Source organism: Uliginosibacterium sp. 31-16 (assembly GCF_030730865.1).
In the GTDB taxonomy this organism is placed as follows: domain Bacteria; phylum Pseudomonadota; class Gammaproteobacteria; order Burkholderiales; family Rhodocyclaceae; genus Uliginosibacterium.
Genome location: NZ_JAVALZ010000006.1, coordinates 25,531 through 48,406, shown reverse-complemented (window position 1 = coordinate 48,406; position 22,876 = coordinate 25,531). Strand labels below are relative to the sequence as shown.

Sequence of the window (22,876 nt, the reverse complement as noted above, 5' to 3'; positions counted from 1 at the left end):
AGTATTGGGGGTGCGGATGGCGTGCCTGAAAAGCCTTTACAGATGCGGCTCTTCAGGCACCTGTTGTCGGTGCTGTCATCCGCTCCCGCAGCCACGTAGTCAGCGCCTCCGCGGTCTGGGGCTTGCACACGAAGTAGCCCTGGATCGAGCGGCAGCGGCGATTGATCAGGTAATCGCGCTGGGCTGCGTTCTCCACGCCTTCGGCGACGACCAGCATGCCCAGATCGCGCGCCATCGACAGGGTGGCCGAGGCGATGGCGGAGTCTTCTGCATCGCCGGGCAGATCCTTGATGAAGGAGCGGTCGATCTTCAGGCGTTCGATGGGCAGACGCTTGAGGTAGGCCAAGCAGGAATAGCCGGTGCCGAAGTCGTCCAGCGCCAAGCTGACGCCTAGCGCACGCACGCGTTCGAGCTGATCGATCAGTTCCTCGGTCGAGGCGAGCAGGGCGCTTTCAGTAATTTCCAGTTCGATTGCGCGCGGGTCGGCGCCGGATTCCTCAATGATGCGTGCCACTTTCTGGACGAAGTCGGCTTGCTGGAATTGCAGGGCCGAGATGTTGATGGCCATCATCAGCGGAATCCCCTCGGCGGCCCAGCGCGCCTGTTGCAGGCAGGCTTCGCGCATCACCCAGTCGCCCAGCGCCAGGATCAGGCCGGATTCCTCGGCTAGCGGGATGAACTGGATCGGTGGAATCATGCCGCGCTCCGGATGCTGCCAGCGCACCAGGGCTTCACAGCCTTCGATCAGCCCGCTTTCCAGGTTCAGCTGGGGCTGGTAGTGCAGGATCAGCTCACCACGGTCGATGGCACGGCGTAGCGCATTTTCCATCTCCAGACGCTGCATCGCGCGCTGGTTCATCTCCGGCACGAAGAACTGGAAGTTGTTGCGCCCGGCCTGCTTGGCGCTGTACATCGCCACGTCAGCATGTTTGAGCAGGGTGTCGATATCGTCGCCGTCGCTGGGGAAGTGGGCGATGCCGATGCTGACTGAAACCGTCAGTTCATGCTCCTGCAGTTGCAAGGGCTCGGTCAGGCTTTTGACCAGTTTGCTGGCCACGCTGCTGACTTCCTCAAAACTGGAGAGGCGCGGCAGCAGAACCACAAACTCGTCACCACCCTGGCGCGCCAGGATGTCGTCGGCGCGCAGGCTGTGTTTCAGGCGTGCCGCCACTGCCGTGAGCAGTTGATCACCGACGGGGTGGCCGAGTGAATCGTTGATGGTCTTGAAGTGGTCAAGGTCGAGAAACAGCACGGCGGCCTGATCGTGGTGACGGCGTGCAGAGCTCAGCGCGGAGCGGGCCAGCTCCTGCCAGTAACTGCGGTTGGGCAGGCCGGTGAGCGAGTCAAAGCGCGCCAGATACTGAATGTGTGCCTCGGCCTGACGCGTCGCTGTCACGTTCTGCACGGTGCCATGCAGGCGCAGCAGGCGGCCCATCATCCATTCGCTTTCAATCTGGAAATGCAGCACCTGCAGATTTTCGTCATCGCTCCGGGTGCTGCAGTCCAGAGCGATGTTTTCGGGCGCGCGGCTGGCTTCCTTGATGGCTTCGTCCAGCCGGGGGCGATCTTCCGGACTCAGGCGCGCCAATACGTCGCCGAGCAGGATGCGGCCGGCGGCGGGCAGATCCAGCAGGCGCCGGAATTCTTCGGAGCAGTGCAGGTTGCTCGCGCCACTGCTGATCTCCCAGCTGCCCATGCGCGCGATGCGCTGGGCATGCGCGAGTGAGGCTTTCTGGTCGCGCAACTGGGCTGTGGCGCTGGCCAGCTCGGCGGTGCGCTGAGCCACCTGTTCCTCGATGCGCCGGGTGCGTCCGGTCATCATCAGCAGGAATGCACTGAGCATGCCCGAGAAACACAGGGCGGTGCCCAGTGTTGCCCCTGAGGCCCAGCTGCGCGAGCGTGCGCTGTAGTGGTCACCTGCGCGCAGCAGGATCTGCCATTGGCGGTCAGCGTAGTTCATCTGGCGGATCAGGAAGCGGTGGTGATCCAGCCAGACCGGGCTGCTGCAGCCCGCCGGGCCATACAGCCGCTGGCGCTCAGGGGGGTTGCTGCGGTCGGCCATGCACAGATCGATCCCGTCACTCTGCAGCTGTTCGCGGGCAAAATGTACGATGTTTTCCAGTTGCAGGGCCATCGACACGATGCCGCGCAGGGGTGAGGCAGGATCGTTTTCGCGCTCGAACACGGCCTGGTATACCACCACGCTGTGGGGTGAGTCCGGCGCTTGCACCAGCCGGACGGCTTCGGTGGCAGCGGCCCGGCCGGTTTCACGGGTCAGGTTGATGGCCGCTGCAAGTATTTCGTAGGAGCCCGGATTCAGGCCCAGAGCGCGCAGATTGCTGGACATGGGCTCTACGTAAGTGATCGGCAGGTAATCGGGAGCGTCTGCTGCAATCCGGGTTTTGCCTGCGGCGTCGCGGTCCATGATGCGGAAGTCTGGCCAACCCTCGGCACGCAGGCGAGCCTCGAAGCGGGCACGTTCGGCGTGGCGGACCAGCGGGTTCCAGGTCAGATTCTGGGTGCCAGGGTAGCGATCCAGCCAGCGCGTGGTGATGCGGCGCCAGTCTTCGCGTGAAAATTCCGGGTCAACCGAGGCGAAGCGCTCCACCGCCATCAGCATGTCCGTCTGTGCCGCCAGACGCGAGCTCAGGGTGTTGGCCAGATGCTCGGCATTGCGCTGGAATTCATCGGTGATGCGGCTCTCTTCGCGCTGGCGCACGAACATCAATGCGCCCGCCAGTACCTGGGCGCAGATCAGCAGCGGCAGTGCCACGCTGCGCCGGCGCCCGCGCCACTCCTGCTCGGGCAGGCCGATCAGGGCCAGACTGATCGGGGTGAACAGCAAGACCCCCAGCGTATCGCCTGCCCACCAGGCACTCCAGTTCTGGAACGCGACGCTCCAGTCTGAAGTTCCGATGGAGAACAGGGTGGGCATTGCCAGCGAGGCGCTGATCAGACAGCCTGCCGGGGCGGTCATGCCAACAAAAAGAACGACGCTGCGGGCGCTGTCCAGACCACCGGGCCAGATTTTCATCTGGCGCATCAGCCATGCGCCGGCAAGGGCTTGCAGCAGCGGGCCGATGCTGCTCAGCGCGAGGATCGGCAGATCAATTGGCAGACTGGTGTGTACATGCGCCAGCACCTGGACCAGAAAAGCGCCGGCATACAGGCCCGCACTCATGCGCCAGCCATAGATCAGGACTGCTGCCAGGGCGATGCCGGCCGGCGGATACAAGGGCGACACATAGCCTGGAGGCAGGGCAACCAAGAGTGCCAGCCAGCCGCTCGCAATGTAGGCGACGGCCAGCAGGATGTTCAGGCGAAGGGTCTCGCGCAAATCAGCGGGCATGGTTCCGGAGGGTACTGGGCGGGTGGCCGGCGGGCATGCAGGCACCTCTCAACCCGTGCGTCACCAGACTCTACGACGGATTTGCCTGAAACTTGCGATGGTCCTTAGGGCAGGCCGCCTTCCGTCGCTGGCAGAACGTCATGTATCGGGCCACCATGGCACGGGATGGGGCTCGCCAAGCCGCGTCTGACGGGCCTTGGCGGGTGGTCGTGCTGCAGAATGGCTTTGGGTAAGGGTCTTCAGGCCATGGTGCTGAAGAGTGTTGTCCGATGCGGCTTGCGGGGGGGGGGGCTCAGAGCATGACGACCTGATTGCGCCCCTCTTCCTTGGCACGATACAGCGCGGCGTCGGCACGCGAGACCAGATGAGCCAGCGGTTCATCGCGTAGCCACTGTACGGCCCCCACACTGACGGTGACGGCCAGCCCGCCAGCGCTGGTGATGATCGGGGTTTCGGCCAGATGCTGGCGCAGGCGCTCGGCGACCTGCATGGCCTCGCGAGTTGCAGTGTGAGGCAGCATCACGATGAATTCCTCGCCACCCCAGCGAGCCGGGATGTCCGTGTTGCGCAGGCTTTTGCGGATGCGCCGCACGGTTTCGACCAGCACCTCATCGCCGACCTGGTGGCCCCAGCTGTCGTTGACCTGCTTGAAATGATCCAGATCCAGCATCAGCAGTGACAGTGCCTCGCTGTAGCGTTTGGCGCGGGCGATTGCGTGGGCGGCTTCGGTGTGGAAGTGCCGCCGGTTGGAAAGCCCGGTCAGCGCATCTTCCTGTGCCAGGCGCTGAAGTTCGCGCTCGGCCACCCGCCACTGGGTGATGTGATGGTCGATGCCGACAACGACCGGCTGGCCGTCGAAGTACACGCTGCGACGTTTGCAGACAATGCGAAAGACTTCCTCACCGGTAGTTTCGCGGCTGGTGTGCTCTTCCTTGAAAACCTCCCGCCCCGCGAGCACTTCCTGATCCTCCTGGCTGGACTGCATCCGGGTGGCGGGACGATTGTTTGTGGGCAACCCCGTGGCGACGATCTGCTGCTTGGATACGCCGTGATAGTTGGCGAAGGCATCGTTGACCATGAGGTACAGGCCGCCGGCCTTCTTCACATAGAACGGATCGGGAATCACATCAATCAGGCGCTGGAGGAATTCCTGGGTGCGTTCGCGCAACTGCACCTCCCGCTCGAAAGCGGATTTCAGTTCGCGTTCAGCCAGACGCAGATCGGTCAGGTCCACGATGGCGCCGACAATCACCGGCTCACCCAGTGCGTTGGCGCAGGTGCCTTTGGAAATGATGCGGAAGGTTTCACGCCCGGTGTATTGATGCTGGCCATGATCCTCGCGCAGGATTCGCTCACCGGCGAGGACTGCACCGTCTTCTTCAAACAACTTGCGTACCAGATCCGGGCTGGCTGATTCGGTGAGCCCCATGTGATCGATCAATTGCTCGCGGCGCATGAAATGGTCGCGCGCCATGGCTTCGTTGACCATCAGGTAGCGGCTCTGGGCATCCTTCACATACACAGGGTAAGGCAGCAGATCGAGCACGCGCTGCACGAATTCCAGAGTGTGCTGGTGGTGCTCGCGCTGTTGCTCCAGGGCTGTCGTCAGCTTGAGTTCGGAGCTGCGCAGTTCAGTGATGTCGATGTTCACGCCGACGATGACCGGTTTGCCTCCGCTATCGGTGCAGCGCCCCTTGATGACTCGCTGGAAGTAGAGTTCGCCGGTGGCCGGATGCTGGCCACCCTCTTCCTTCTGCAGCGAACTGCCGGCAAGGATGGCCCGGTCTTCCTCCATGGAGCGACGCGCTTGCGGGGTGTCTGGCGCCAGATCCATGGGAGACAGGCCGATGACTTCCTCACGTGGCAGGGCGCGTTCCTGCACGAAGGCGGCATTGACGATCTGGTAGCGGCTTTGCGCATCCCGCACGTACATCGGGTACGGAATCACGTCGAGGATGTGCTGGATGAAAGTGTGCGTGTGTTCGGCTACCGCCGTCTGGTGCTTCAGCGCCGCCTGCACCTGTAGCTCGGCGACGCGCATGCCGGTGATGTCGAAGTTGGCGCCGATGATCACGCGCTGGCCTTCAGCATTCAGACAGGCCCCCTTGGTCACGATGCGGTACTGGATTTCATCGGTGAGCGGATTGCGGACCCGGTCTTCCTTGTAAACCGTGGCGCCGGCCAGCACCCGCGCATCTTCGTCGGAAACCAGCTTCACCGTGTCGGGGTCGGGAGCCAGTTCCGCTGCCGTACGGCCGATGATGGTGCTGGCGTTCTGGTTGCGCCGGTGTGCAAAGGCTTCATTGATGAGTGTGTAGCGCCCCTGTTCATCCTTGATGTAAACCGGCTCCGGGATCACATCCAGCAGGCGCTGCACGAAGGCTTGCGTCTGCTCCTGGCGCCGCGCCGCCTCGGTACGCTCCTGCGACAGGCGCCAGGCCGGCACCAGCATGGCCAGCACGGCACAGAGCAGACCCGTGAGCCACGCCGGCCATTGCAGGATGTGCGCCACCCCGGCACAGGCGAGCGCTGTGCCGCAATAGCTGGCTGCGACCAGAGCACGTTTGCGGGTCAAGGGGATCATCGGCAAGGCAAACCAAGGGACGCCAGCAGCCTAGCAGCCGGCCTGCCTGCAAGGGTGGTGGACGCCCGAAAGTCACTGTTTCCGCTGCAGCCATTGCCGGGGGGCGGCAGAAAGGCGGCTTCCCGAGCGCGCAGCTGCTTGCTGCGCTTACAATCCGGCATCACGTCTGGAGTCTCCTCATGAAGCTCTTCGGTATTTCCGGCTGGTCCGGTTCAGGCAAGACGACCCTGATTGAACATCTCATTCCCTTGTTTACGGCACGCGGACTGAAAGTTTCACTGGTCAAGCACACCCACCACGGATTTGACATCGACCGCCCCGGCAAGGATTCCTTTCGCTTCCGCGAGGCTGGCGCCTCCGAGGTGATGCTGGCGGGTGCGGCGCGCTGGGCGCTGATGCGCGAATTGCGTGATGAAGACCAGCCCACGCTGGCCGAGCTGGTGTCGCATCTGTCGCCTTGCGACCTGGTGCTGGTGGAAGGTTTCAAGTCGGCTGAACTGCCCAAGATCGAAGTGCATCGCCCCGCTGTAGGCAAACCTTTCTTTCACACCGAATTCCCCAATGTGGTGGCCATTGCCAGTGATGCCCCGCTGGCCGTCGAGCTGCCCGTGCTGGACCTGAATGACCCGCCGGCGATTGCCGCTTACATCCTGCGGTTTACGGAACTGGCCTGAATCAAGGAAGCCGTTGCCACGCTTCTCAAAAATCCGATTTTCGACTCCACGCTCCCCACGAACATGCTCAGCTACGAACACGCGCTCGAAACCCTGCTCGCGGCAGCGCAGCCGCCCGTCCGCCGTGAAAGCCTGACCACGCATCTGGCACTGGGTCGGGTGCTCGCCGTGCCGGTCTGTGCCACGCTCAACGTGCCGCCGGCCGACAACTCCGCCATGGATGGCTATGCCCTGCGCCTGGACGACGTGAAGGCCGGCTCGGTACTCGCGATCAGCCAGCGCATTCCCGCCGGCAGCAGCCCGCAGCCCTTGCGGCCGGGCACGGTCGCACGCATCTTCACCGGCGCGCCGATCCCCGCCGGGGCGGACGCCGTGGTGATGCAGGAAAAATGCGTGGCCGACGATGCGGACGTACGCATCGAGCACGCTCCGAAATCCGGTGAGAACATCCGCCGTGCCGGCGAAGACATTGCCATCGGTGCAGAAGTGCTGCCCGCCGGCACGCGGCTCGGCGCGGCACACATGGGCTTGCTCGCGTCGATCGGCGTGGCGCAGGTCGAGGTGTTTGTGCCCTTGCGGGTGGCGGTGTTCTTCACTGGCGACGAACTGGTGATGCCTGGCGCGCCGCTCGGGCCCGGCCAGATCTACAACTCCAACCGCTACGTGCTGCACGGCCTGCTCGGGGCGCTGGGGTGTGCCGTTACCGATCTGGGCATCATCCCGGATGATCTTGCCGCCACCCGTGCCGCCTTGCGTGCGGCCGCTGCAGACCACGATCTGGTGCTCACCTGTGGCGGAGTGTCGGTGGGCGAGGAAGATCACGTCAAGGCCGCCGTGCAGGCGGAAGGCGCGCTGGATACCTGGAAGGTCGCCATCAAGCCCGGCAAGCCCTTTGCGCTGGGGCGCGTCGCCGATACGCCCTTCATCGGCCTGCCGGGCAATCCCGTCTCCAGCTTCGCCACTTTCCTGATGCTCGCGCAGCCCTACATCCGCCGGCGCCAGGGCGAGGCCGAGGTGCTGCCGCGGCCGCTGGCGGTGCGCGCCGATTTCGCCTGGCCCAAGGCCGGCCCGGTGCGCGAATTCCTGCGTGTGCGCTGTAATGCCGCAGGCGGGCTGGATCTCTACCCGAAGCAGGGCAGTGGCGTGCTCAGCTCCTGCGCCTGGGCCGACGGCTTCGTCAGCAACCCGCCGGGACAGGTGATCCAGCCCGGCGATACGGTTGCCTTCATTCCTTTCGGAGGTGCGCTGTGAGCGTGAAGATCCTCTACTTCGCCAGCCTGCGTGAAACACTGGGGTGCGCCGAAGAAACGCTGGAAAGCTTGCCGGCTGGCGTCACCACGGCGGGCGGTTTGCGTGAATGGCTGTGCGCGCGCGGCGGTGACTGGAGTGCATTGGCTCCGGACAAAGCCGTGCGGGCGGCCGTCAACCAGAGCCTGGCGCAGGCTGCCAGCCCGCTGGCAGAGGGTGATGAAATCGCCTTTTTCCCGCCCGTAACCGGAGGCTGATATGGCGGTAAGCGTGCAGCACGAAGACTTCGATCTCGCCGCTGAAACCGCAGCTCTCTCTGCCGGGCGCAGCGATATCGGTGCCATCGCCACTTTTCTCGGTCTGGTGCGTGGCGATGGCGGGCTTGTCGCCATGAGCCTTGAACACTATCCGGCGATGACCGAGAAAGCCCTGGCCGGCATCGTGGCTCAGGCCGAAGCACGCTGGCCGCTGCAGGCCGTGCGTGTAATCCATCGTGTCGGCCGGCTCCTGCCCGGCGAACGCATTGTCTTCGTCGGCGTCGCCAGCAGCCATCGCGCTGCCGCCTTCGAAGCCTGCGCTTTCATCATGGACTATCTGAAGACTCGTGCCCCGTTCTGGAAGAAGGAAGAAACCCCCGAGGGCGCGCGCTGGGTGGATGCCCGCGACAGTGACGAAGCCGCGCTGGCGCGCTGGGCGTAAAGCCGTCCTGCACATCGACCCGCCCGCAGAGCCGCATGTCGTGCTGCTCTTCAGCAGGCATTCGGGAACTCCGCGCTGGGCGCTGTTTTGCAACAAGCCTGCCTGCAGAAGCTTGCCGGAAGAGGCTCTTCAGTGATCCCGCTTCAGCGACCCAGCAATTCGCCGATGTGGCGATCCTTGTCTGCCCACTGATCATTCAGCCAGGCCTGGATCTTCGAGCGGTATTGCGGATCGCGGCTGGCGGCTTCACCAATGAACTCGGCCGGAATCGCGACCTTGTTGACGGTCACGAGCACGCGGCCCATGCGCCCGGTCATGACGTGCCAGAAAGAGGGCACGCCATCGGGGTAGACGATGGTCACGTCGAGCAGGGCTTCGAACAGCTCGCCCATGGTGCCCAAGGCGATTGAAGCGCCACCGCTCTTGGGTTTGAGCAGGTGCGTGTAGGGCGACTTCTGCTGCTGATGTTTGGCGGCGGTGAAGCGCGTGCCTTCGACGAAATTGATCACCGAGGTCGGGATGTGGCGGAATTTTTCGCAGGATTTGCGTGCGGTGGCCATGTCGGCAGCGGCTGACGAGAGCGTCTTGCCGCCGCGGCGCATGAAGGGGAAATCCAGTGCCCACCATGCCAGGCCGATGACCGGGATGTAGATCAGTTCTTTCTTGAGAAAGAATTTCAGGAACGGAATCTTGCCGAGGAAGACCCGCTGCAGGATGAGGATGTCTGCCCAGCTCTGGTGATTGCAGCTCACCAGATACCAGCCCTTGAGATGCAGCTTGTCGGTGCCGGAAATCTGCCAGTCACGCCGCTCGATGGCGCTCATCCACAGACCATTGACGCGCACCCAGGCATCGGCCAACGCGGTCAGGCAACGGTCGGCGAAGACGCGCAGCGGGCGCAAGGGGATGCACAGCTTGAGCAGCGCAAACGGGATGAAGGCGACGAACACCGTCAGGGTGTTGAGGGCAATCGCCAGAGCGACGAACAGGGCCTTGAGGGGGGCGGGAAGCCAGCGCAGCATGTGGAAGGAACCGCGAGTGAAGATCAGGGTGCGATTCTACAGCCGCCGGTGGCGGAGTTCCGCGTTCTGAGGTTTGCGTGCGGGCTAAAGTTTCCGTGAGCGGGCGCCGGTACGGGGTTTTGGCCGGGCCGGATTCATCTGGCGGCCATGTGTGAGGTGTGTTTTCCTGTTGGCCCGGAGAGCCGCTTCTGGCGGAACTCTTCAGGCAGGTATGCCGCAGAGGCTTGTCCAGTGAGGGTCTTCAAGCAGTCAAGCCGGAGAGCCTTGACAGAAGCGGCTCTCCGGAGCGATCCCTAAGCCCTCAGATGCACAGGCACTGGCTCAGGTGTCCGCTGAGTTCCTGAGTCTGGCTGCGGGTGTAATCCTTGTCCAGGCGGCTGCTGACCAGCGACGCGGTGGGTGCGTCCAGCTCGGCGTTGAGCATGCCCATGAAGGCGGGTGGCGCGACGAGGATGGCCCGACTGAAGCGCCCTCGACTTCGTCCGCTGCACAGCTCGCTGCCGATCTGGTGGGCAAAGCTGCGCGCCCCGTTGCGCTCGGGCTGCCCTCGCCGTGGAGAGGCCCGCCCGACGGATTCCGGCATCGCCGTCGCGTCTTCGTCCAGCGCGGATTCCTGCACCAGTTCGAGGGCTTTGTTCGGGCCATTCTGGGCAAAGATGCGGGCATGACGGGCGTTGGCAACGACGATCCAGGTAATCGACATGGGAAGCTCCTTGGAAGTGAGACGGGATGACCGGGCCTGTTATTCCAGCCCCAGACAGAGACGATACTTTGTCGACTTCGCCTGGCCGTGCTACAGCACTGTCAGCGGCTCGTCTTCGTGTCTCGTCTCTGTCTGGAACTGGAGTTTTGCCCGGTCTATCAGCCTAGGAAGCCGTTCAGGGCGGAAGCCAATCAAATTTGGCTATGCCCGGGAGACGCGCTCAGGGCGTGGCTTTGCGCGGGTCCTGCCTGTAGAAGGCCGCCAGTTGCCGGTATACGGCAGGGTAGTCGCGGAAAAGCTCGTCCGGCGCGGTGAAGAAGGCTTCCGAGGCGACCGCGAAGAACTCCGCCGGGTGTTCAGCGGCGTAGGGATCGAGCTCGGTGTTCTCCTCCGCGTCGACACGCTGGCAGAAGTCTTCATACGCCGCATCGAAGGCTTCCCGCCAGGCCTCCACGTTCATGCCGGCATGCAGGGGAGGCATGCCGTCGGGCTCGCCGGCGAGCATGTCCAGCTTGTGGGCGAATTCGTGGATGACGACATTGGCGCCTGCGTAATCGGCCGGGTCATCGAACCAGGAGAGCACCACCGGCCCGCCGTCCCAGGATTCACCCAAAGCGTCTTCTTCATATTCGTGGAGCAGGCCGTTCTCGTCGACTTCGCGGCGCGGGATGATGAAGTCGCCCGGATACACGATGATCCCGCGCCAGCCGGCGTAAGCCTCAAGTCCCAGCTTGAGCACCGGCAGGCAGGCCTGCAGGGCAATCGACAGGCGCGCGAAATTGTCCGGCTCGAAGTCCGCTGCACCACTGAAAACCTTGTGGTCCAGGAAGTCCAGCGCCATCTCGCGCAGTGCCTGGCGTTCTTCAGGATTCAGATGGGCGAGGCAGGGCAGGCTGGCTTCAACGGCCTGCCACAGGCTGGCGGCTACGCTGGCGGTGCGGTCGGTGCGCTGGAAAAATCTGGCAAACAGGGCGGCAAACATGGGGCGGGCGGGTCAGGTTTTCCCCATAGGGTAGCGAGAAGCCGGGGGCCGGTGTGGGATAATCCGGCGCATGGTTTCCGTTCAGCACTCAGTCGCCAATACCGATGGCGAAACCCCTTTTGACGAAGTTCTCGCCGCAGGTCTGCCGCCCGAGTCGCGCAGCATGCTGGCGCGTGCCGTCGAGCTTGCCCAATCCTGCTATGGCGATCGCCAGCTCTCCAGCGGCGAAGGGGTATGGGAACACGCGCTAGGCATGGCCCTGATCGCGGTTTCGCTGCGGCTGGATGCGGATGCACGGGTCGCCGCGCTGTTGTTTGCACTGCATGAATTCGATGCCAAGGCCGACGAACATATCGAGGAAGCCTTCGGCCCTCTGATTGCCAAGCTTGCTGAAGGCTTGCGGCGGCTGAACCGGTTGCAGATGACTTCGCGCACCGAAACCGGCACGCCGGCCGATTTGCGCGCGCAGACCGAAGTGCTGCGCAAGATGGTGCTGGCGCTGGCCGAAGACATCCGGGTGGTGTTGCTGCGCCTGGCCTCCCGCGTGCAGACCCTGCGCCATTTCGCCGCCCACAAGGAATGCACCAATCTCGACATCGCCCGCGAGAGCATGGATCTCTACGCCCCGCTGGCCAATCGCCTGGGGGTGTGGCAACTGAAGTGGGAGCTGGAGGATCTGTCCTTCCGCTTTCTGGAGCCGGACACCTACAAGAAAATTGCCAAACAGCTCGACGAGCGCCGCGTGGAGCGCGAGGCATTCATCGCCGAATCGATCGACCGGCTCAAACATGACGTCGCAGCGATCGGTGTGACGGGAGCCGAGGTGTATGGCCGCCCCAAGCACATCTACAGCATCTGGAACAAGATGCGTAACAAGAACGTCGACTTCGATCAGGTCTATGACGTGCGCGCCTTGCGCGTGCTGGTCGACGAAGTGCGCGACTGCTATGCCGTGCTGAGCCTGGTGCATGAACTGTGGGAGCCGATTGCCAAGGAGTTTGACGACTACATCCTCAAACCCAAGGGCAACAACTATCAGTCCCTGCATACCGCCGTGCGCACCGCCGACGGACGTTCGATGGAAGTGCAGATCCGCACCCGCGACATGCATCGCCATGCCGAGATGGGCGTGGCGGCGCACTGGCGCTACAAGGAAGGCGCCAAGGACGGCGGCTCGGATTACGACGAGAAGATCGCCCTGTTGCGCAATCTGCTGAGCTGGCGTGACGAGGTCACCGACGGCGCCATGTGGGAAGAGCACACCAAGGCTGCCGCGCTCGACGACACGGTGTATGTGGTGACGCCGCAGGGGCGCGTGATTGACCTCGCCGCCGGCGCCACGCCGATCGACTTCGCCTATCGCCTGCACACCGATCTGGGCCATCGCTGCCGCGGTGCCAAGGTCGATGGTCAGATGGTGCCGCTGGACACGCCCCTGCAGAGCGGGCAGAAGGTCGAGATTGTCACCGCCAAGCAGGGCGGGCCTTCGCGCGACTGGCTCAACCCGCAGCAGGGCTACCTCGTTACCTCGAATGCGCGTGCCAAGGTGCGGCGCTGGTTCGTGCAGCAGGAGGAGGAGGAAACCGCTGCGCATGGCAAAGCCATTGTCCTCAAGGAACTGCAGCGCGGCGGCATGACCCAGGCCAATCAGGATGATCTGGCCAGCAAGCTCGGCTTCAAGGATACGCACAGCTTCTATCTGGCGGTCGGACGCGGGGACATCAGCGGGCGTCAGATCCACAACGCCGTGCTGCCCGAGGTGCCTGTCGCGCCCGAGCCGGAGTTGATCATTCGTCAAAGCCACAAGCCCAGTTCGGAAGACAAGGTGCTGGTGGTGGGGGTCGGACGCTTGCTGACGCAACTGGCGCGGTGCTGCAAGCCGGTGCCACCGGATGCGATCCAGGGCTTCGTCACACGCGGGCGCGGTGTGTCGATTCACCGTTCTGATTGCTCCAGCTTCCAGAACATCGCCCGCCACCATCCGGAGCGCATCGTGCCGGCCGAGTGGGGGACGCACGCCACGCACGCCAAGCAACACAACGAAGTGTTCCCGGTCGATATTGCACTGGAGGCACATGACCGCCCCGGTCTGCTGCGCGATATCTCGGATGTATTCACGCGTGACAAGCTCAATGTCATCGGCGTGAATACCGTGTCGAAATCCGGCCGTGCCCACATGCGCTTCACCATTGAAGTGACTGGCACCGAACCCGTCCAGCGCGCCATCCAGCAGATTGGTGAAGTGCAGGGGGTGGTGTCGGTCAGTCGGGGCTAGGAACGCGGCGCCCGTGTCGAGCGGGCGTTTCCGCCTGCGCTATTGCTTTTTCAGGATGCCCGGAAAGCCGCTTGCGGCGTACTCCTGCAGATAGGCATGCCATAAAGGCTTGACTGGCGCGGGTCTTGGCGCTCCGATGCTGAAGACTCTTGTCAGGCGCCGGGCTTCAGCTCCCTCGAACGCACGTGGCTAGCGTCAGGTGGCTGTCAGCTTCCCCTCAGGTTTCGGTCAGCTTCGATACGTAATCTGCAGGTGTCGGACAGGCAATCACGCCGGTCCGGAACATCACCCGCTACGAGGAGTTGCAAAATGACCAAGTTCATCCTGTCCGTTGCTGCTGTTGCCTTTGCTGCTTCCACCGCCTTTGCTGCCGATGCGCCGGCAACTGCTCCTGCCCCGGTTAAAGCTGCGGGCAAGATCGAAAAAACCGAAAAAACGGTTGTTCCGGCGGCTGCTTCGGCTCCCGCTGCGACACCGGCTCCGGCGGCTTCTGCGCCAGTCACCAAGCCGGCCGCCAAGAAATAAGGTTCATCAGCCCGCGCCGGAGGTCCCGGTGCAGGCTTGCATCAAACAGGCGCCCGCCTACCTCCACGGGCGCCTGTGCTTTTCTGGCACCATAGCGTCAATTGAATTCAGGGAGCCGACATGCGCGTAATGCTGGTGGAAGACGATCCGGCGCTGGCCGACACGATCTCGCGGGCCTTGCAGAGCCAGGCTGAGGCGCAGGTGGACTGGACCAGCAAAGGTGAGCCGGTGCTCAACTCGCTGCAGGCTGATGATTACGATCTGATGGTGCTGGACATCGGCCTGCCTGGCATCGACGGTTTTGAAGTGCTGCGCCGCGTGCGCGCTGCGCAATTGCGCCTGCCGGTGCTGGTGCTGACCGGCCGCGAGGCAATTGACGATCGCGTGCATGGGCTCGAACTGGGCGCCGATGATTACATGGTGAAACCCTTTGCCCTGCCTGAAATGGTGGCACGCGCCAAGGCGCTGGTGCGCCGTGCGCGGGGCCAGTCCGCCGGGGCTCAGACCACGGTGGGCAAACTGGTCATGGATGCTGCGGCACGCCGTGCCTGGGTGGCTGGCGAGGAGATCGACCTGCCGGCACGCGAATGGCAGCTGGTCGAATACCTGCTGCGCAATCTTGGCAAGGTGGTGAGCAAGGAGCATCTGGTCAGTTCGCTTTCCGGCTGGGAGGGCGACGTAAGCGAAAACGCTGTGGAAGTCTATGTTTCCCGGTTGCGCACCAAGCTGGCGGATTCCGGTCTGCGCATCCGCACTGTGCGGGGCTTTGGTTACATGCTGGAAGAGGCTTCGGAGCCGGGCGCCGCATGCTGAAGCGCCTCTCCGGCAGCCTGCGTCGGCGTCTGGCGCTGATCCTGCTGCCCAGCCTGCTGGTGTTGCTGCTGGCCAGCGCCTTTGTGCAGTACCTGCTGGCGGTGCGTCCGATGCAGCGTGAATTCGACCGTGCCATGAGCGACGTGGCCGTGGCGCTGGCCGAGCATGTGGTGGTGGAAGATTCCGGTGACATCAACTTCGTGCTGTCTGATGAAGCGGCGGCCCTGCTCGACGCCGATGCACTGGATTACAACTGGTACGCCGCCTTCGACGAGCGTTTCAAGCGGATCGCCGGTGAAGAAGGGATCGAGTGGCCAGCCGTGAATTTCGTGCGCGGCGAACCCTACTACTTCGATACCGTGATCAATGATCGCCCGGTGCGTGCTGTGGCGGTCAAGAAAGCCTGTGGTGCGCTCGAGTGTGGCGTGGTGCTCGCTGCGACGCTCAAGAAACGTGGCCGCCTGATCCGGGACATGCAACTTTCTGCACTGGTGCCGGTTGTGCTGGCCGGCAGCGTAGCCTTTGCGCTCGTGTGGTTCGGGCTGGGCAGTGGTTTGCGCCCGCTGGTGCGGCTGTCGCGCGAGATCGGGCGTCGCTCTCCGCGCGATCTTTCGCCGGTGAAGTTGCGCGATGCACCGGATGAGATCAGTCCGCTGGTTTCCGCTGTCAATCGTCTAATGCAGCAGCTGGGCGAAGCGAATCAGGCCCAGCAGGCCTTTCTCGCGACCGCGGCGCATCAGCTGCGGACCCCGCTGGCCGGTCTGCAGTCGCGCATCGAACTGGCGCTACTGGAAACCCGTGACCCCGAAAACCGTGTCCGTCTCGGCGAGATTCATGAGTCTGCCGTGCGCTCGGCGCGTCTGGCCGTGCAATTGCTTTCGCTGGCGCGGGTCGAGCCCGGCGCCAGCGTGGCAGATGCCATGCTGCCGGTGGATCTGGCGAAATTGGCCGCCGAACTGGTTGATGAGTGGGTGCCGCGGGCAATCAACAGCCAGATCGACCTGGGCTTCGAACTTGCAGCCGCTCCCGTGCAAGGCTCGCCACTACTGTTGCGCGAGATGATGGTGAACCTGCTCCACAACGCTCTTGAATACACCCCGGCAGGCGGGCGCGTCACCGTGCATGCCGGTCAGATGGAAGGCCGCAGCTTCTTCGCAGTGGAAGACAACGGCCCCGGCATCCCTCCCGAGCTGCACAGCAAGGTACTCGAACGCTTTGTGCGCCTGCCCGGCACGCGTGGCTCCGGCAGCGGGCTGGGGCTGGCCATCGTCGCCGAGATTGCCGCCGGCCATCAGGCGCGCTTGGAGTTGCTGGAGGCGCCAGGCGGACAGGGCCTGCTGGCACGCGTCCGCTTTGCATCAGAGGCCGATTCCTGATTGTTCCAGGGCTTGCGGTACGTACTGGTACGCCATCTTTCCCGTTAAAATTCGCAACCTTCCATTTCCTGTTCTTCAACGATGAATCCGCAATCGCCTGTGGTTTTTGGGCTGCTATCGAAAGCCTTTGCCTCGCATCAGGCAGGGCGTTACGTGGAAGCCAGGCAACTCTATCAGGCCGTTCTGCAGATAGACCCGCGTCAGGTTGATGCTTTGCATCTGCTGGGGCTGCTGTGCAGTGATGCAGGTGATGATGAGTCGGCTGTCCGGTGGATAGGCCAGGCGCTAACCCTGAACCCCGGATTTGCTGCGGCGCATGTCAACCTGGGGCTTGCATTGCGGCGCCTTGGGCGACATGAAGAGGCGCTGGAAACTTATGACCGTGCAATCGCGATCGCGCCAGATGTAGTCGAAGCGCATTTCAACCGGGGCAATCTTCTGCGTGACATGGGGCGAACCCAGGATGCATTTGAGAGTTTCCTGCGCGTTGTGCAATATCAGCCAGAGCATGCTGATGCGCTCAATAATTGCGGGTCGATACTGTGGAAGGCAGAGCGTTACGAGGAGTCGATTGATTACTTTGATCGGGCGCTTGTTGCTGACGCAAGACATGTTGATGCACTGGTCAACAAAGCCAGTTCACTTGAAAAACTTGGCAAAACTGCCGAAGCGCTGCCCATTTACGATTGCGTGCTTGAAATGCAGCCCGAACATATTGTTGCGCGAGTCAATCGAGGCAGCATTTTTGAGGACAAAGGGTTGAATTCGGAAGCCTTGGGCGATTATCTGCTGGCACAAAAATTTGCTCCTGATATTCCTGACGCGCACTGGAATGAAGCCTTGTGTCGCCTGAAAATCGGAGAATACGAAATTGGCTGGAAGAAATATGAATGGCGATGGAAAGGGACGCAAAATGCTTGGACAAGGAATTTTCAATCACCGCAATGGCAAGGCGAATCGCTGAACGAACGAACAATTCTGCTGCACGCAGAGCAAGGGTTTGGCGATACCTTGCAGTTTTGTCGCTACGCGAGTTTAGTCGCCGGTTTGGGAGCAAAAGTAATTCTGGAGGTTCAGCCATCTCTTGTGAGTCTGCTGGGTGCTCTTGAAGGTGTGAGTCATATTGTTGCCAGAGGAGATGACTTGCCCGAGTTTGATGTGCATTGCCCGCTCATGAGCCTCCCCAGGGTACTGCAAACGACACTTGATACCATTCCATCCAGAACACCTTATGTATTTCCTGCGGAGGCTGCTGTTTCAAAGTGGCGGGGGATCTTGGATCAGTATGGTGTTCCCGATCGAGGCGGGCGTATCGGTATTGTTTGGGATACGGTTACACGGAATAACGCAAAGCGCCGAGTCGCCTTGGAACGCTTGGTGTCTACGCTCGGGGAGAAAGTCGCGATCTGTGTATTGCAGAAAGAGGTGAGTGAAGAAGATAAATTACGGATGGACGACTATCCGAATGTTTTTTCTTTTGAAGGGATGCTGCAGGATTTTGGTGATACTGCCGCTCTGGTTTCGCTGATGGATGTTGTCGTATCCATTGATACGGGCGTAGCACATCTGGCTGGATCCATGGCCAAGCCAGTCATTGTCATGTTGCCCTACCCCGCGGAATGGCGCTGGTTGCAACAACGGGATGACAGCCCTTGGTATCCGACGGCCAGGCTGTTGAGACAGACCGATTCAGGTGATTGGTCACCCGTACTTAAGGGGTTGGCTGAGGCGATAAAGGGTTTGGATATTCATTGACGAGAGGCTCTATGTGCATTCAAGAAAAATCGCCATTATGAGAACTTGTTGCCTAGTTCGCTCTTGAGCATACGCGCTCTCATCTCTCCGACCTTCACCAATAATTGCCGATCTTCAATTCGTGCAGATGTTCAAGATGAATACACAATCGCCTGTGGTTTTTGGGCTGCTATCGAAAGCCTTTGCCTCGCATCAGACAGGGCGTTACGTGGAAGCCAGGCAACTCTATCAGGCCGTTCTGCAGATAGACCCGCGTCAGGTTGATGCTTTGCATCTGCTGGGGCTGCTGTGCAGTGATGCAGGTGATGATGAGTCGGCTGTCCGGTGGATAGGCCAGGCGCTAACCCTGAACCCCGGATTTGCTGCGGCGCATGTCAACCTGGGGCTTGCATTGCGGCGCCTTGGGCGACATGAAGAGGCGCTGGAAACTTATGACCGTGCAATCGCGATCGCGCCAGATGTAGTCGAGGCGCATTTCAACCGGGGCAATCTTCTGCGTGACATGGGGCGAACTCAGGATGCATTTGAGAGTTTTCTGAGGGTTCTTCAATTCCAGCCTATGTATGCTGATGCGCTCAACAATTGCGGGTCGATACTGTGGAAGGCGGAAAAATACGCGGAGGCTATAACTTACTTTGATCGAGTGCTGGCTATTGAACCAGGGCACGTCGACGCACAGGTGAACAAAGCCAGTGCTCTGGAAAAGCTCGGGCAACTCGACGATGCGTTGAAGATCTATGATCGCATTCTGGAGGTCGAGCCGGATCATGTTCCTGCGTTGGTCAACCGAGGTGTTGTGCTGGAAGAAAAAGGCCTGATTCCGCTGGCCTTGGAACACTACCTGCAAGCGCAGAAACTTTCTCCCGGCTACGCGGATGCGCATTGGAACGAAGCCTTGTGTCGTTTGAAGATCGGCGAATACGAGACGGGCTGGGAGAAGTACGAATGGCGCTGGAAGGAACAGCGAAAGAACTGGATAAGGGATTTCAAACAGCCGCAGTGGCAGGGCGAGTCCCTGGATGGTCGGACTATCCTGCTGCATGCCGAACAAGGCTTTGGCGACACCTTGCAATTTTGCCGTTACGCCAGACTGGTGGCCGATCTTGGTGCAAGGGTTGTGCTTGAAGTCCAGGGTTCTTTAGTGAAGCTGCTTTCCTCACTTGAGGGCGTGAGTCAGATCGTGGCGAAAGGTGCGGAACTGCCGGAATTTGATCTGCACTGTCCGCTCCTGAGTTTGCCGCGACTGCTGAGGACAAGGGTTGACCAGATTCCGGATGGCTCTGCATATCTTTCTGCTCCCCACGAGATATTGGAGAAATGGCAAAACTTGATCCCGGCTGTTGGGCGGCGGCGTATCGGACTGATCTGGGCAACCACCACAAAAGGGAACAAAAATCTCCCGATATCAATGCTGGAGAAGCTGATCCATGAAGGCAACGACTATTTCTGCATTCAAAAGGGGGTCGGTGATGGTGACAGAACCGTGTTAGGTCGATTTTCAAATCTTTTTTTGTATGACAAAGAGTTGGATGATTTTGCGGATACCGCCGCACTGGTTTCCTGCATGGACGTTATTGTTTCCATTGATACATCAGTGGCTCATCTGGCGGGAGCATTGGGAAAACCTGTCTGGATCATGCTTCCTTTTGCGGCTGATTGGCGCTGGATGATTGGGCGCGATGATTGTCCGTGGTATCCGACGGCCCGTCTTTTCAGACAGCCTTCTCCGAATGACTGGATTCCCGTCGTTGATCACATCTCGGCGGTGTTGCAGGGCAGATGATGACGAATAAAAAAAGCAGGGTGTTGTTGTTTTGCACGAGTTACATCGAGGATATGGATTCGTGGCGGAATCGGTATGCCAGGTGGCTGTCTCATCATCGGCAACTGGCTGGCGACGAATGCGTGATGTGCTTCATAGACGATGGCTCGCCATACGTTCCGAACAAGCAGACTCTTCCTGTTTACACCAGTTTGGATGGGTTGTCTCCGGCAGTGAAGGGACCATTCATGTTCAGGTTTGAAGAGCGTTTGGGCAGGAGTGGTCTGCTGTCTTATCCGGGGTGGTGGCGGAGTTTTCTGGCATCTGCCTCGATTGCACGGGCCTTGTCTTGCGACAAGATCATTCATGTCGAGTCCGACGCCTATCTGTTCAGCAGGAAGATGTTCCGGGGCTTGCTGGGGCTGGAGTACGGCTGGTGGGCTGCGTGGTGTGAAAGCCAGGCGTTTCCGGAGTCCGCCTTGCAGGTTATTTGTTCAGACCAGTTTGGTGCGCTGCGTCTGTTGTCGCAGAGGGATCCAACAACCTTTTGCAATATGACGGCAGAAAGATTCCTGCCTTTTACGGGAATACTGAAACAGTTTACCGGGGACCGCTACTCGGAATTTCGCTCTACTATTCCGAAAAACGCTGATTTTGCCGTGCAAATCCTGCCGGATCAAAAGATCTGGATTCGCTAGGCGGTCGTTGCCAGCCAAGAGAAGTCAGAACGCTTTCAAACGTTTCGTCAGTGGCTGCGCATAACTCAAGGCGAGTATGCAAAACGGGGTGAACAAGATTTAGCGTGTCGCACATCAACAACATTCTCCGGCAACCGAAATGCTCTGCGAACATGCGGTTGTGAATGCCTTTTCCATGCGTGGAATCGCCAATGATCGGGTGGGCGATGTGCTTGAGGTGGCGGCGAATTTGGTGACGTCGGCCTGTTTTTGGGGACAGCTGTAGCAGAGCATAACGGCTTGTCGAGTGATGGCTGTCCACCGCGATGGGTAGTTCCACTGCTGCCAGTCGCTTGAAGCGTGTAAGCGCACTTTGGGCTTCTGTGCCCGCACCTTCCGGGCGATGCTCGTGGTTGTCGTACTGGCGTGTTAACGGATGATCAATTTCGCCGTGTTCATCAGGCCATCCACGTACGACGGCCAGGTAAGTTTTATCGACTTCGTTGAGTTCAAAGGCCCGGTTGGCAGCTACCAGTGCTTCGCGAGTCAGTGCAAAGAGCAGGACGCCGGAGGTGCCACGATCCAGCCGGTGAACAGGAAAAACCCTTTGCCCGATCTGGTCGCGAAGCAACTGGATCGCGAAGCGCGTCTCGCTCCGATCGATTTCGGAACGATGCACAAGCAGGCCGGCGGGTTTGTGAATCGCGATCAGATGTTCATCGCGAAAAATGACGTCGAGCATCAGTTCGCGCGCTTGCGCACACTGTCGATGTTGTGCTGCATGCGCCGAAAGCGCCTGCCTCCGAACAGGCCAACCCCCAGTCCCAGCGGAATCAGGGCGATGCCCAGCCAGAGCAGCCAGCTTTCAGAAAAGAAGTGGATGAAAGTGATTCCCGCGATGACCAGCGTCAGCGCGCTGCGCAGATAGGCGAGCAGGGTGTTTTCGTTGGCCAGCAGGGTGCGGTCAATGGCAAGTTCGTCACGCAGGATCAGTTCGTCTTTCCGGAAGCGCGCGTAGGGCTGCTCGGTCACGCTCAGGCCACCAGTTTGCTGAACCAGGCGGGCGGTTCGATGCTGTCGAGCAGGTTCTTCAGATGCAGCCCCAGCTCGGTGTCGCCTTCGATGCGCAGCTTGCGCTGGAAGAACAGAGTGTCCGGGTCTTCCGTGCGACGCAGAAGTTTGAGGTAGTTCTCGGTGCTGGCGCGAAAGCTAACATCTGCCTCGATATCCGCTGCTGCAGGACGGAAATGGCCGTTGACGTAGCGCAGGGTGGCGCGGGCGCCGAGGTCTTCGATGAAGATGCGCAGCGTGCGCCCTTCCAGAAAACTGAAATCGGCGTCGAGCTGTTTCGTCAGGCGGGCTACTTCAAGGCTGGCACACAGCGCGTCGCTCCACGGGCGTTGTGGTAGTTTCGGGCCGAGTTCGGCGAGGAATTTCGGTGGGCGCAGTTCAGCAAACATGTTCGTCTCCAAGCTTGATGCCTTCGCGGCCTGTCCAATAGCCATCGCACAGGGCGGTGGGGGCGAAGGCGGCGAGTGCTGTGGAGTCTAGCGCAAGCCCGTCCAGCGCGGCGCGGTGCATTTCGACAATGCGTGCGGTGTGCTGCGATTGCGGGCTGATGCGCAGGCTGGTGACCCGCGTGCTGGATATGCCCTCCAGATGCGGCAGGACGGCATGGGTGGCGGCCGACTGGGTCTGGATGCCGTTGATGGCGAGGAAATGTTCGCCCTCGCGCGTATCCAGCTCAAGGCCGTCTGGCGCTTCGAGGCAGCGGAACTGGCAGTCGTCCTTCTTCAGATTGAAATGTCGCGCGGTGAAACAGCGTGCCGAGAAGGCCAGCGGCAGGCGACCCCAGGCGAAGAGTTCGGTTTCCATTCCTGCGGGTGCTTCAGCAAGCAGCGTCTGAAGTCGGGCACGATCCATCTCCACCGGCGGCACCCAGCGCATTGCACCCATACCCGCGAAGAGCTTGAGTGCGCTGGCGTTGTAAATGTTCAGATGCGAGCCGGCGACCCAGCGCGTGCCCTTGAGCAGCTTGACCGCGCCCATGTCATTGGCTTCCACCAGAAACTCGCCGTTGTCGCAGATGCGGCGCAGGGCTTTCAATTCGCTTTCGGACTCCAGCAGCGCCTGACAGGACAGAACAATCTCCTTGCCTGCCTGCGCCAGTTCACGCCCCAGACCCAGCCAGTCATCCAGACGGACCTGCTGACGGCGGCTGCATACCACTTCGCCGAGGTGAATGGTGTCGACAGGCCAGTTGGCGGCGTCGCGGTAGAAGGCCAGTACTTGATCGCGTGGCCAGAAATAGAGCAGAGGGCCCAGAGAAAGTTTCATTGCACTTGCCTGTTGGTTTTATGTTTTTGTGAAATGCCGGGTTTGCAACAAGCTGTCTGTAGAGCCGCTTGCTGCGGGCTTCTTCAGATAGCCGT

20 protein-coding genes are annotated in these 22,876 nt (G+C 61.2%); 11 read left to right on the top strand and 9 right to left on the bottom strand.

Annotated elements, in window-relative coordinates; genetic code table 11:
• Positions 1-52 precede the first annotated feature (52 nt).
• Both Q9Q94_RS17090 and Q9Q94_RS17085 read right to left on the bottom strand, forming a co-directional pair.
• Positions 53-3,349 carry an EAL domain-containing protein gene (locus Q9Q94_RS17090; RefSeq protein ID WP_305981347.1) on the bottom strand — a complete coding sequence of 1,099 codons (3,297 nt, stop codon included), beginning with the start codon at positions 3,347-3,349 and terminating at the stop codon, positions 53-55.
• Positions 3,350-3,641: 292 nt separating this feature from the next.
• A complete protein-coding gene (locus tag Q9Q94_RS17085; RefSeq protein ID WP_305981346.1) occupies positions 3,642-5,924 on the bottom strand; it encodes a sensor domain-containing diguanylate cyclase in 2,283 nt (760 codons plus the stop codon).
• Positions 5,925-6,112: 188 nt separating this feature from the next.
• Between Q9Q94_RS17085 and mobB the strand changes: the two genes are divergently transcribed.
• The 4 genes from mobB (at position 6,113) to moaE (ending at position 8,554) form a co-directional block, all read left to right on the top strand.
• The gene (gene mobB, locus Q9Q94_RS17080) at positions 6,113-6,607 is read left to right on the top strand and encodes a molybdopterin-guanine dinucleotide biosynthesis protein B (RefSeq protein ID WP_305981345.1); all 495 of its coding nucleotides are present in this window, start codon (positions 6,113-6,115) and stop codon (positions 6,605-6,607) included.
• A 63-nt stretch (positions 6,608-6,670) separates the two neighbouring features.
• Positions 6,671-7,858, top strand: a complete 1,188-nt coding sequence (gene glp, locus Q9Q94_RS17075; protein WP_305981344.1) for a gephyrin-like molybdotransferase Glp — start codon at positions 6,671-6,673, stop codon at positions 7,856-7,858.
• Positions 7,855-8,112: a molybdopterin converting factor subunit 1 gene (gene moaD, locus Q9Q94_RS17070; protein WP_305981343.1), complete on the top strand. Its 258-nt coding sequence runs from the start codon at positions 7,855-7,857 to the stop codon at positions 8,110-8,112. Before glp ends, moaD begins: the two co-directional genes overlap by 4 nt.
• A 1-nt stretch (position 8,113) precedes the next feature.
• Positions 8,114-8,554 (top strand): molybdopterin synthase catalytic subunit MoaE, encoded by a 441-nt coding sequence (gene moaE, locus Q9Q94_RS17065; RefSeq protein ID WP_305981342.1) that lies wholly within the window; start codon positions 8,114-8,116, stop codon positions 8,552-8,554.
• Between the two features lie 143 nt (positions 8,555-8,697).
• Here moaE and Q9Q94_RS17060 read toward each other — a convergent pair whose 3' ends face one another.
• From Q9Q94_RS17060 to Q9Q94_RS17050, 3 genes are all read right to left on the bottom strand, one after another.
• Entirely contained in the window at positions 8,698-9,576 is an 879-nt protein-coding gene (locus tag Q9Q94_RS17060; protein ID WP_305981341.1) for an acyltransferase, read from the bottom strand.
• 301 nt (positions 9,577-9,877) lie between these two features.
• Positions 9,878-10,279 carry a host attachment protein gene (locus Q9Q94_RS17055; RefSeq protein WP_305981340.1) on the bottom strand — a complete coding sequence of 134 codons (402 nt, stop codon included), beginning with the start codon at positions 10,277-10,279 and terminating at the stop codon, positions 9,878-9,880.
• A gap of 220 nt (positions 10,280-10,499) precedes the next feature.
• Positions 10,500-11,261 carry a zinc-dependent peptidase gene (locus Q9Q94_RS17050; protein WP_305981339.1) on the bottom strand — a complete coding sequence of 254 codons (762 nt, stop codon included), beginning with the start codon at positions 11,259-11,261 and terminating at the stop codon, positions 10,500-10,502.
• A 70-nt stretch (positions 11,262-11,331) separates the two neighbouring features.
• Here Q9Q94_RS17050 and Q9Q94_RS17045 point away from each other — a divergent pair, with 70 nt between their 5' ends.
• The 7 genes from Q9Q94_RS17045 (at position 11,332) to Q9Q94_RS17015 (ending at position 20,465) form a co-directional block, all read left to right on the top strand.
• Positions 11,332-13,536, top strand: a complete 2,205-nt coding sequence (locus tag Q9Q94_RS17045) for a bifunctional (p)ppGpp synthetase/guanosine-3',5'-bis(diphosphate) 3'-pyrophosphohydrolase (RefSeq protein ID WP_305981338.1) — start codon at positions 11,332-11,334, stop codon at positions 13,534-13,536.
• A gap of 309 nt (positions 13,537-13,845) precedes the next feature.
• On the top strand, positions 13,846-14,061 hold the full coding sequence (locus Q9Q94_RS17040) for a hypothetical protein (protein ID WP_305981337.1): 216 nt from the start codon (positions 13,846-13,848) through the stop codon (positions 14,059-14,061).
• 120 nt (positions 14,062-14,181) lie between these two features.
• Positions 14,182-14,874: a response regulator transcription factor gene (locus tag Q9Q94_RS17035; protein WP_305981336.1), complete on the top strand. Its 693-nt coding sequence runs from the start codon at positions 14,182-14,184 to the stop codon at positions 14,872-14,874.
• Positions 14,868-16,250 carry a sensor histidine kinase gene (locus tag Q9Q94_RS17030; RefSeq protein WP_305981335.1) on the top strand — a complete coding sequence of 461 codons (1,383 nt, stop codon included), beginning with the start codon at positions 14,868-14,870 and terminating at the stop codon, positions 16,248-16,250. The genes Q9Q94_RS17035 and Q9Q94_RS17030 overlap by 7 nt, the downstream gene beginning before the upstream one ends.
• 81 nt (positions 16,251-16,331) lie before the next feature.
• Positions 16,332-18,005 carry a tetratricopeptide repeat protein gene (locus Q9Q94_RS17025; protein ID WP_305981334.1) on the top strand — a complete coding sequence of 558 codons (1,674 nt, stop codon included), beginning with the start codon at positions 16,332-16,334 and terminating at the stop codon, positions 18,003-18,005.
• Between the two features lie 136 nt (positions 18,006-18,141).
• A complete protein-coding gene (locus Q9Q94_RS17020) occupies positions 18,142-19,788 on the top strand; it encodes a tetratricopeptide repeat protein (RefSeq protein ID WP_305981333.1) in 1,647 nt (548 codons plus the stop codon).
• Entirely contained in the window at positions 19,785-20,465 is a 681-nt protein-coding gene (locus Q9Q94_RS17015) for a hypothetical protein (RefSeq protein ID WP_305981332.1), read from the top strand. Before Q9Q94_RS17020 ends, Q9Q94_RS17015 begins: the two co-directional genes overlap by 4 nt.
• Here Q9Q94_RS17015 and Q9Q94_RS17010 read toward each other — a convergent pair.
• From Q9Q94_RS17010 to Q9Q94_RS16995, 4 genes are read right to left on the bottom strand one after another with little or no spacing between them, the layout of a single operon-like run.
• On the bottom strand, positions 20,401-21,186 hold the full coding sequence (locus Q9Q94_RS17010) for a pseudouridine synthase (RefSeq protein WP_305981331.1): 786 nt from the start codon (positions 21,184-21,186) through the stop codon (positions 20,401-20,403). The genes Q9Q94_RS17015 and Q9Q94_RS17010 overlap by 65 nt on opposite strands.
• Positions 21,186-21,476, bottom strand: a complete 291-nt coding sequence (locus Q9Q94_RS17005; protein WP_305981330.1) for a DUF202 domain-containing protein — start codon at positions 21,474-21,476, stop codon at positions 21,186-21,188. Before Q9Q94_RS17005 ends, Q9Q94_RS17010 begins: the two co-directional genes overlap by 1 nt.
• A 2-nt stretch (positions 21,477-21,478) precedes the next feature.
• Positions 21,479-21,904 (bottom strand): SCP2 domain-containing protein, encoded by a 426-nt coding sequence (locus tag Q9Q94_RS17000; protein WP_305981329.1) that lies wholly within the window; start codon positions 21,902-21,904, stop codon positions 21,479-21,481.
• On the bottom strand, positions 21,894-22,781 hold the full coding sequence (locus tag Q9Q94_RS16995) for a U32 family peptidase (protein WP_305981328.1): 888 nt from the start codon (positions 22,779-22,781) through the stop codon (positions 21,894-21,896). The genes Q9Q94_RS17000 and Q9Q94_RS16995 overlap by 11 nt, the downstream gene beginning before the upstream one ends.
• Positions 22,782-22,876 lie beyond the last annotated feature (95 nt).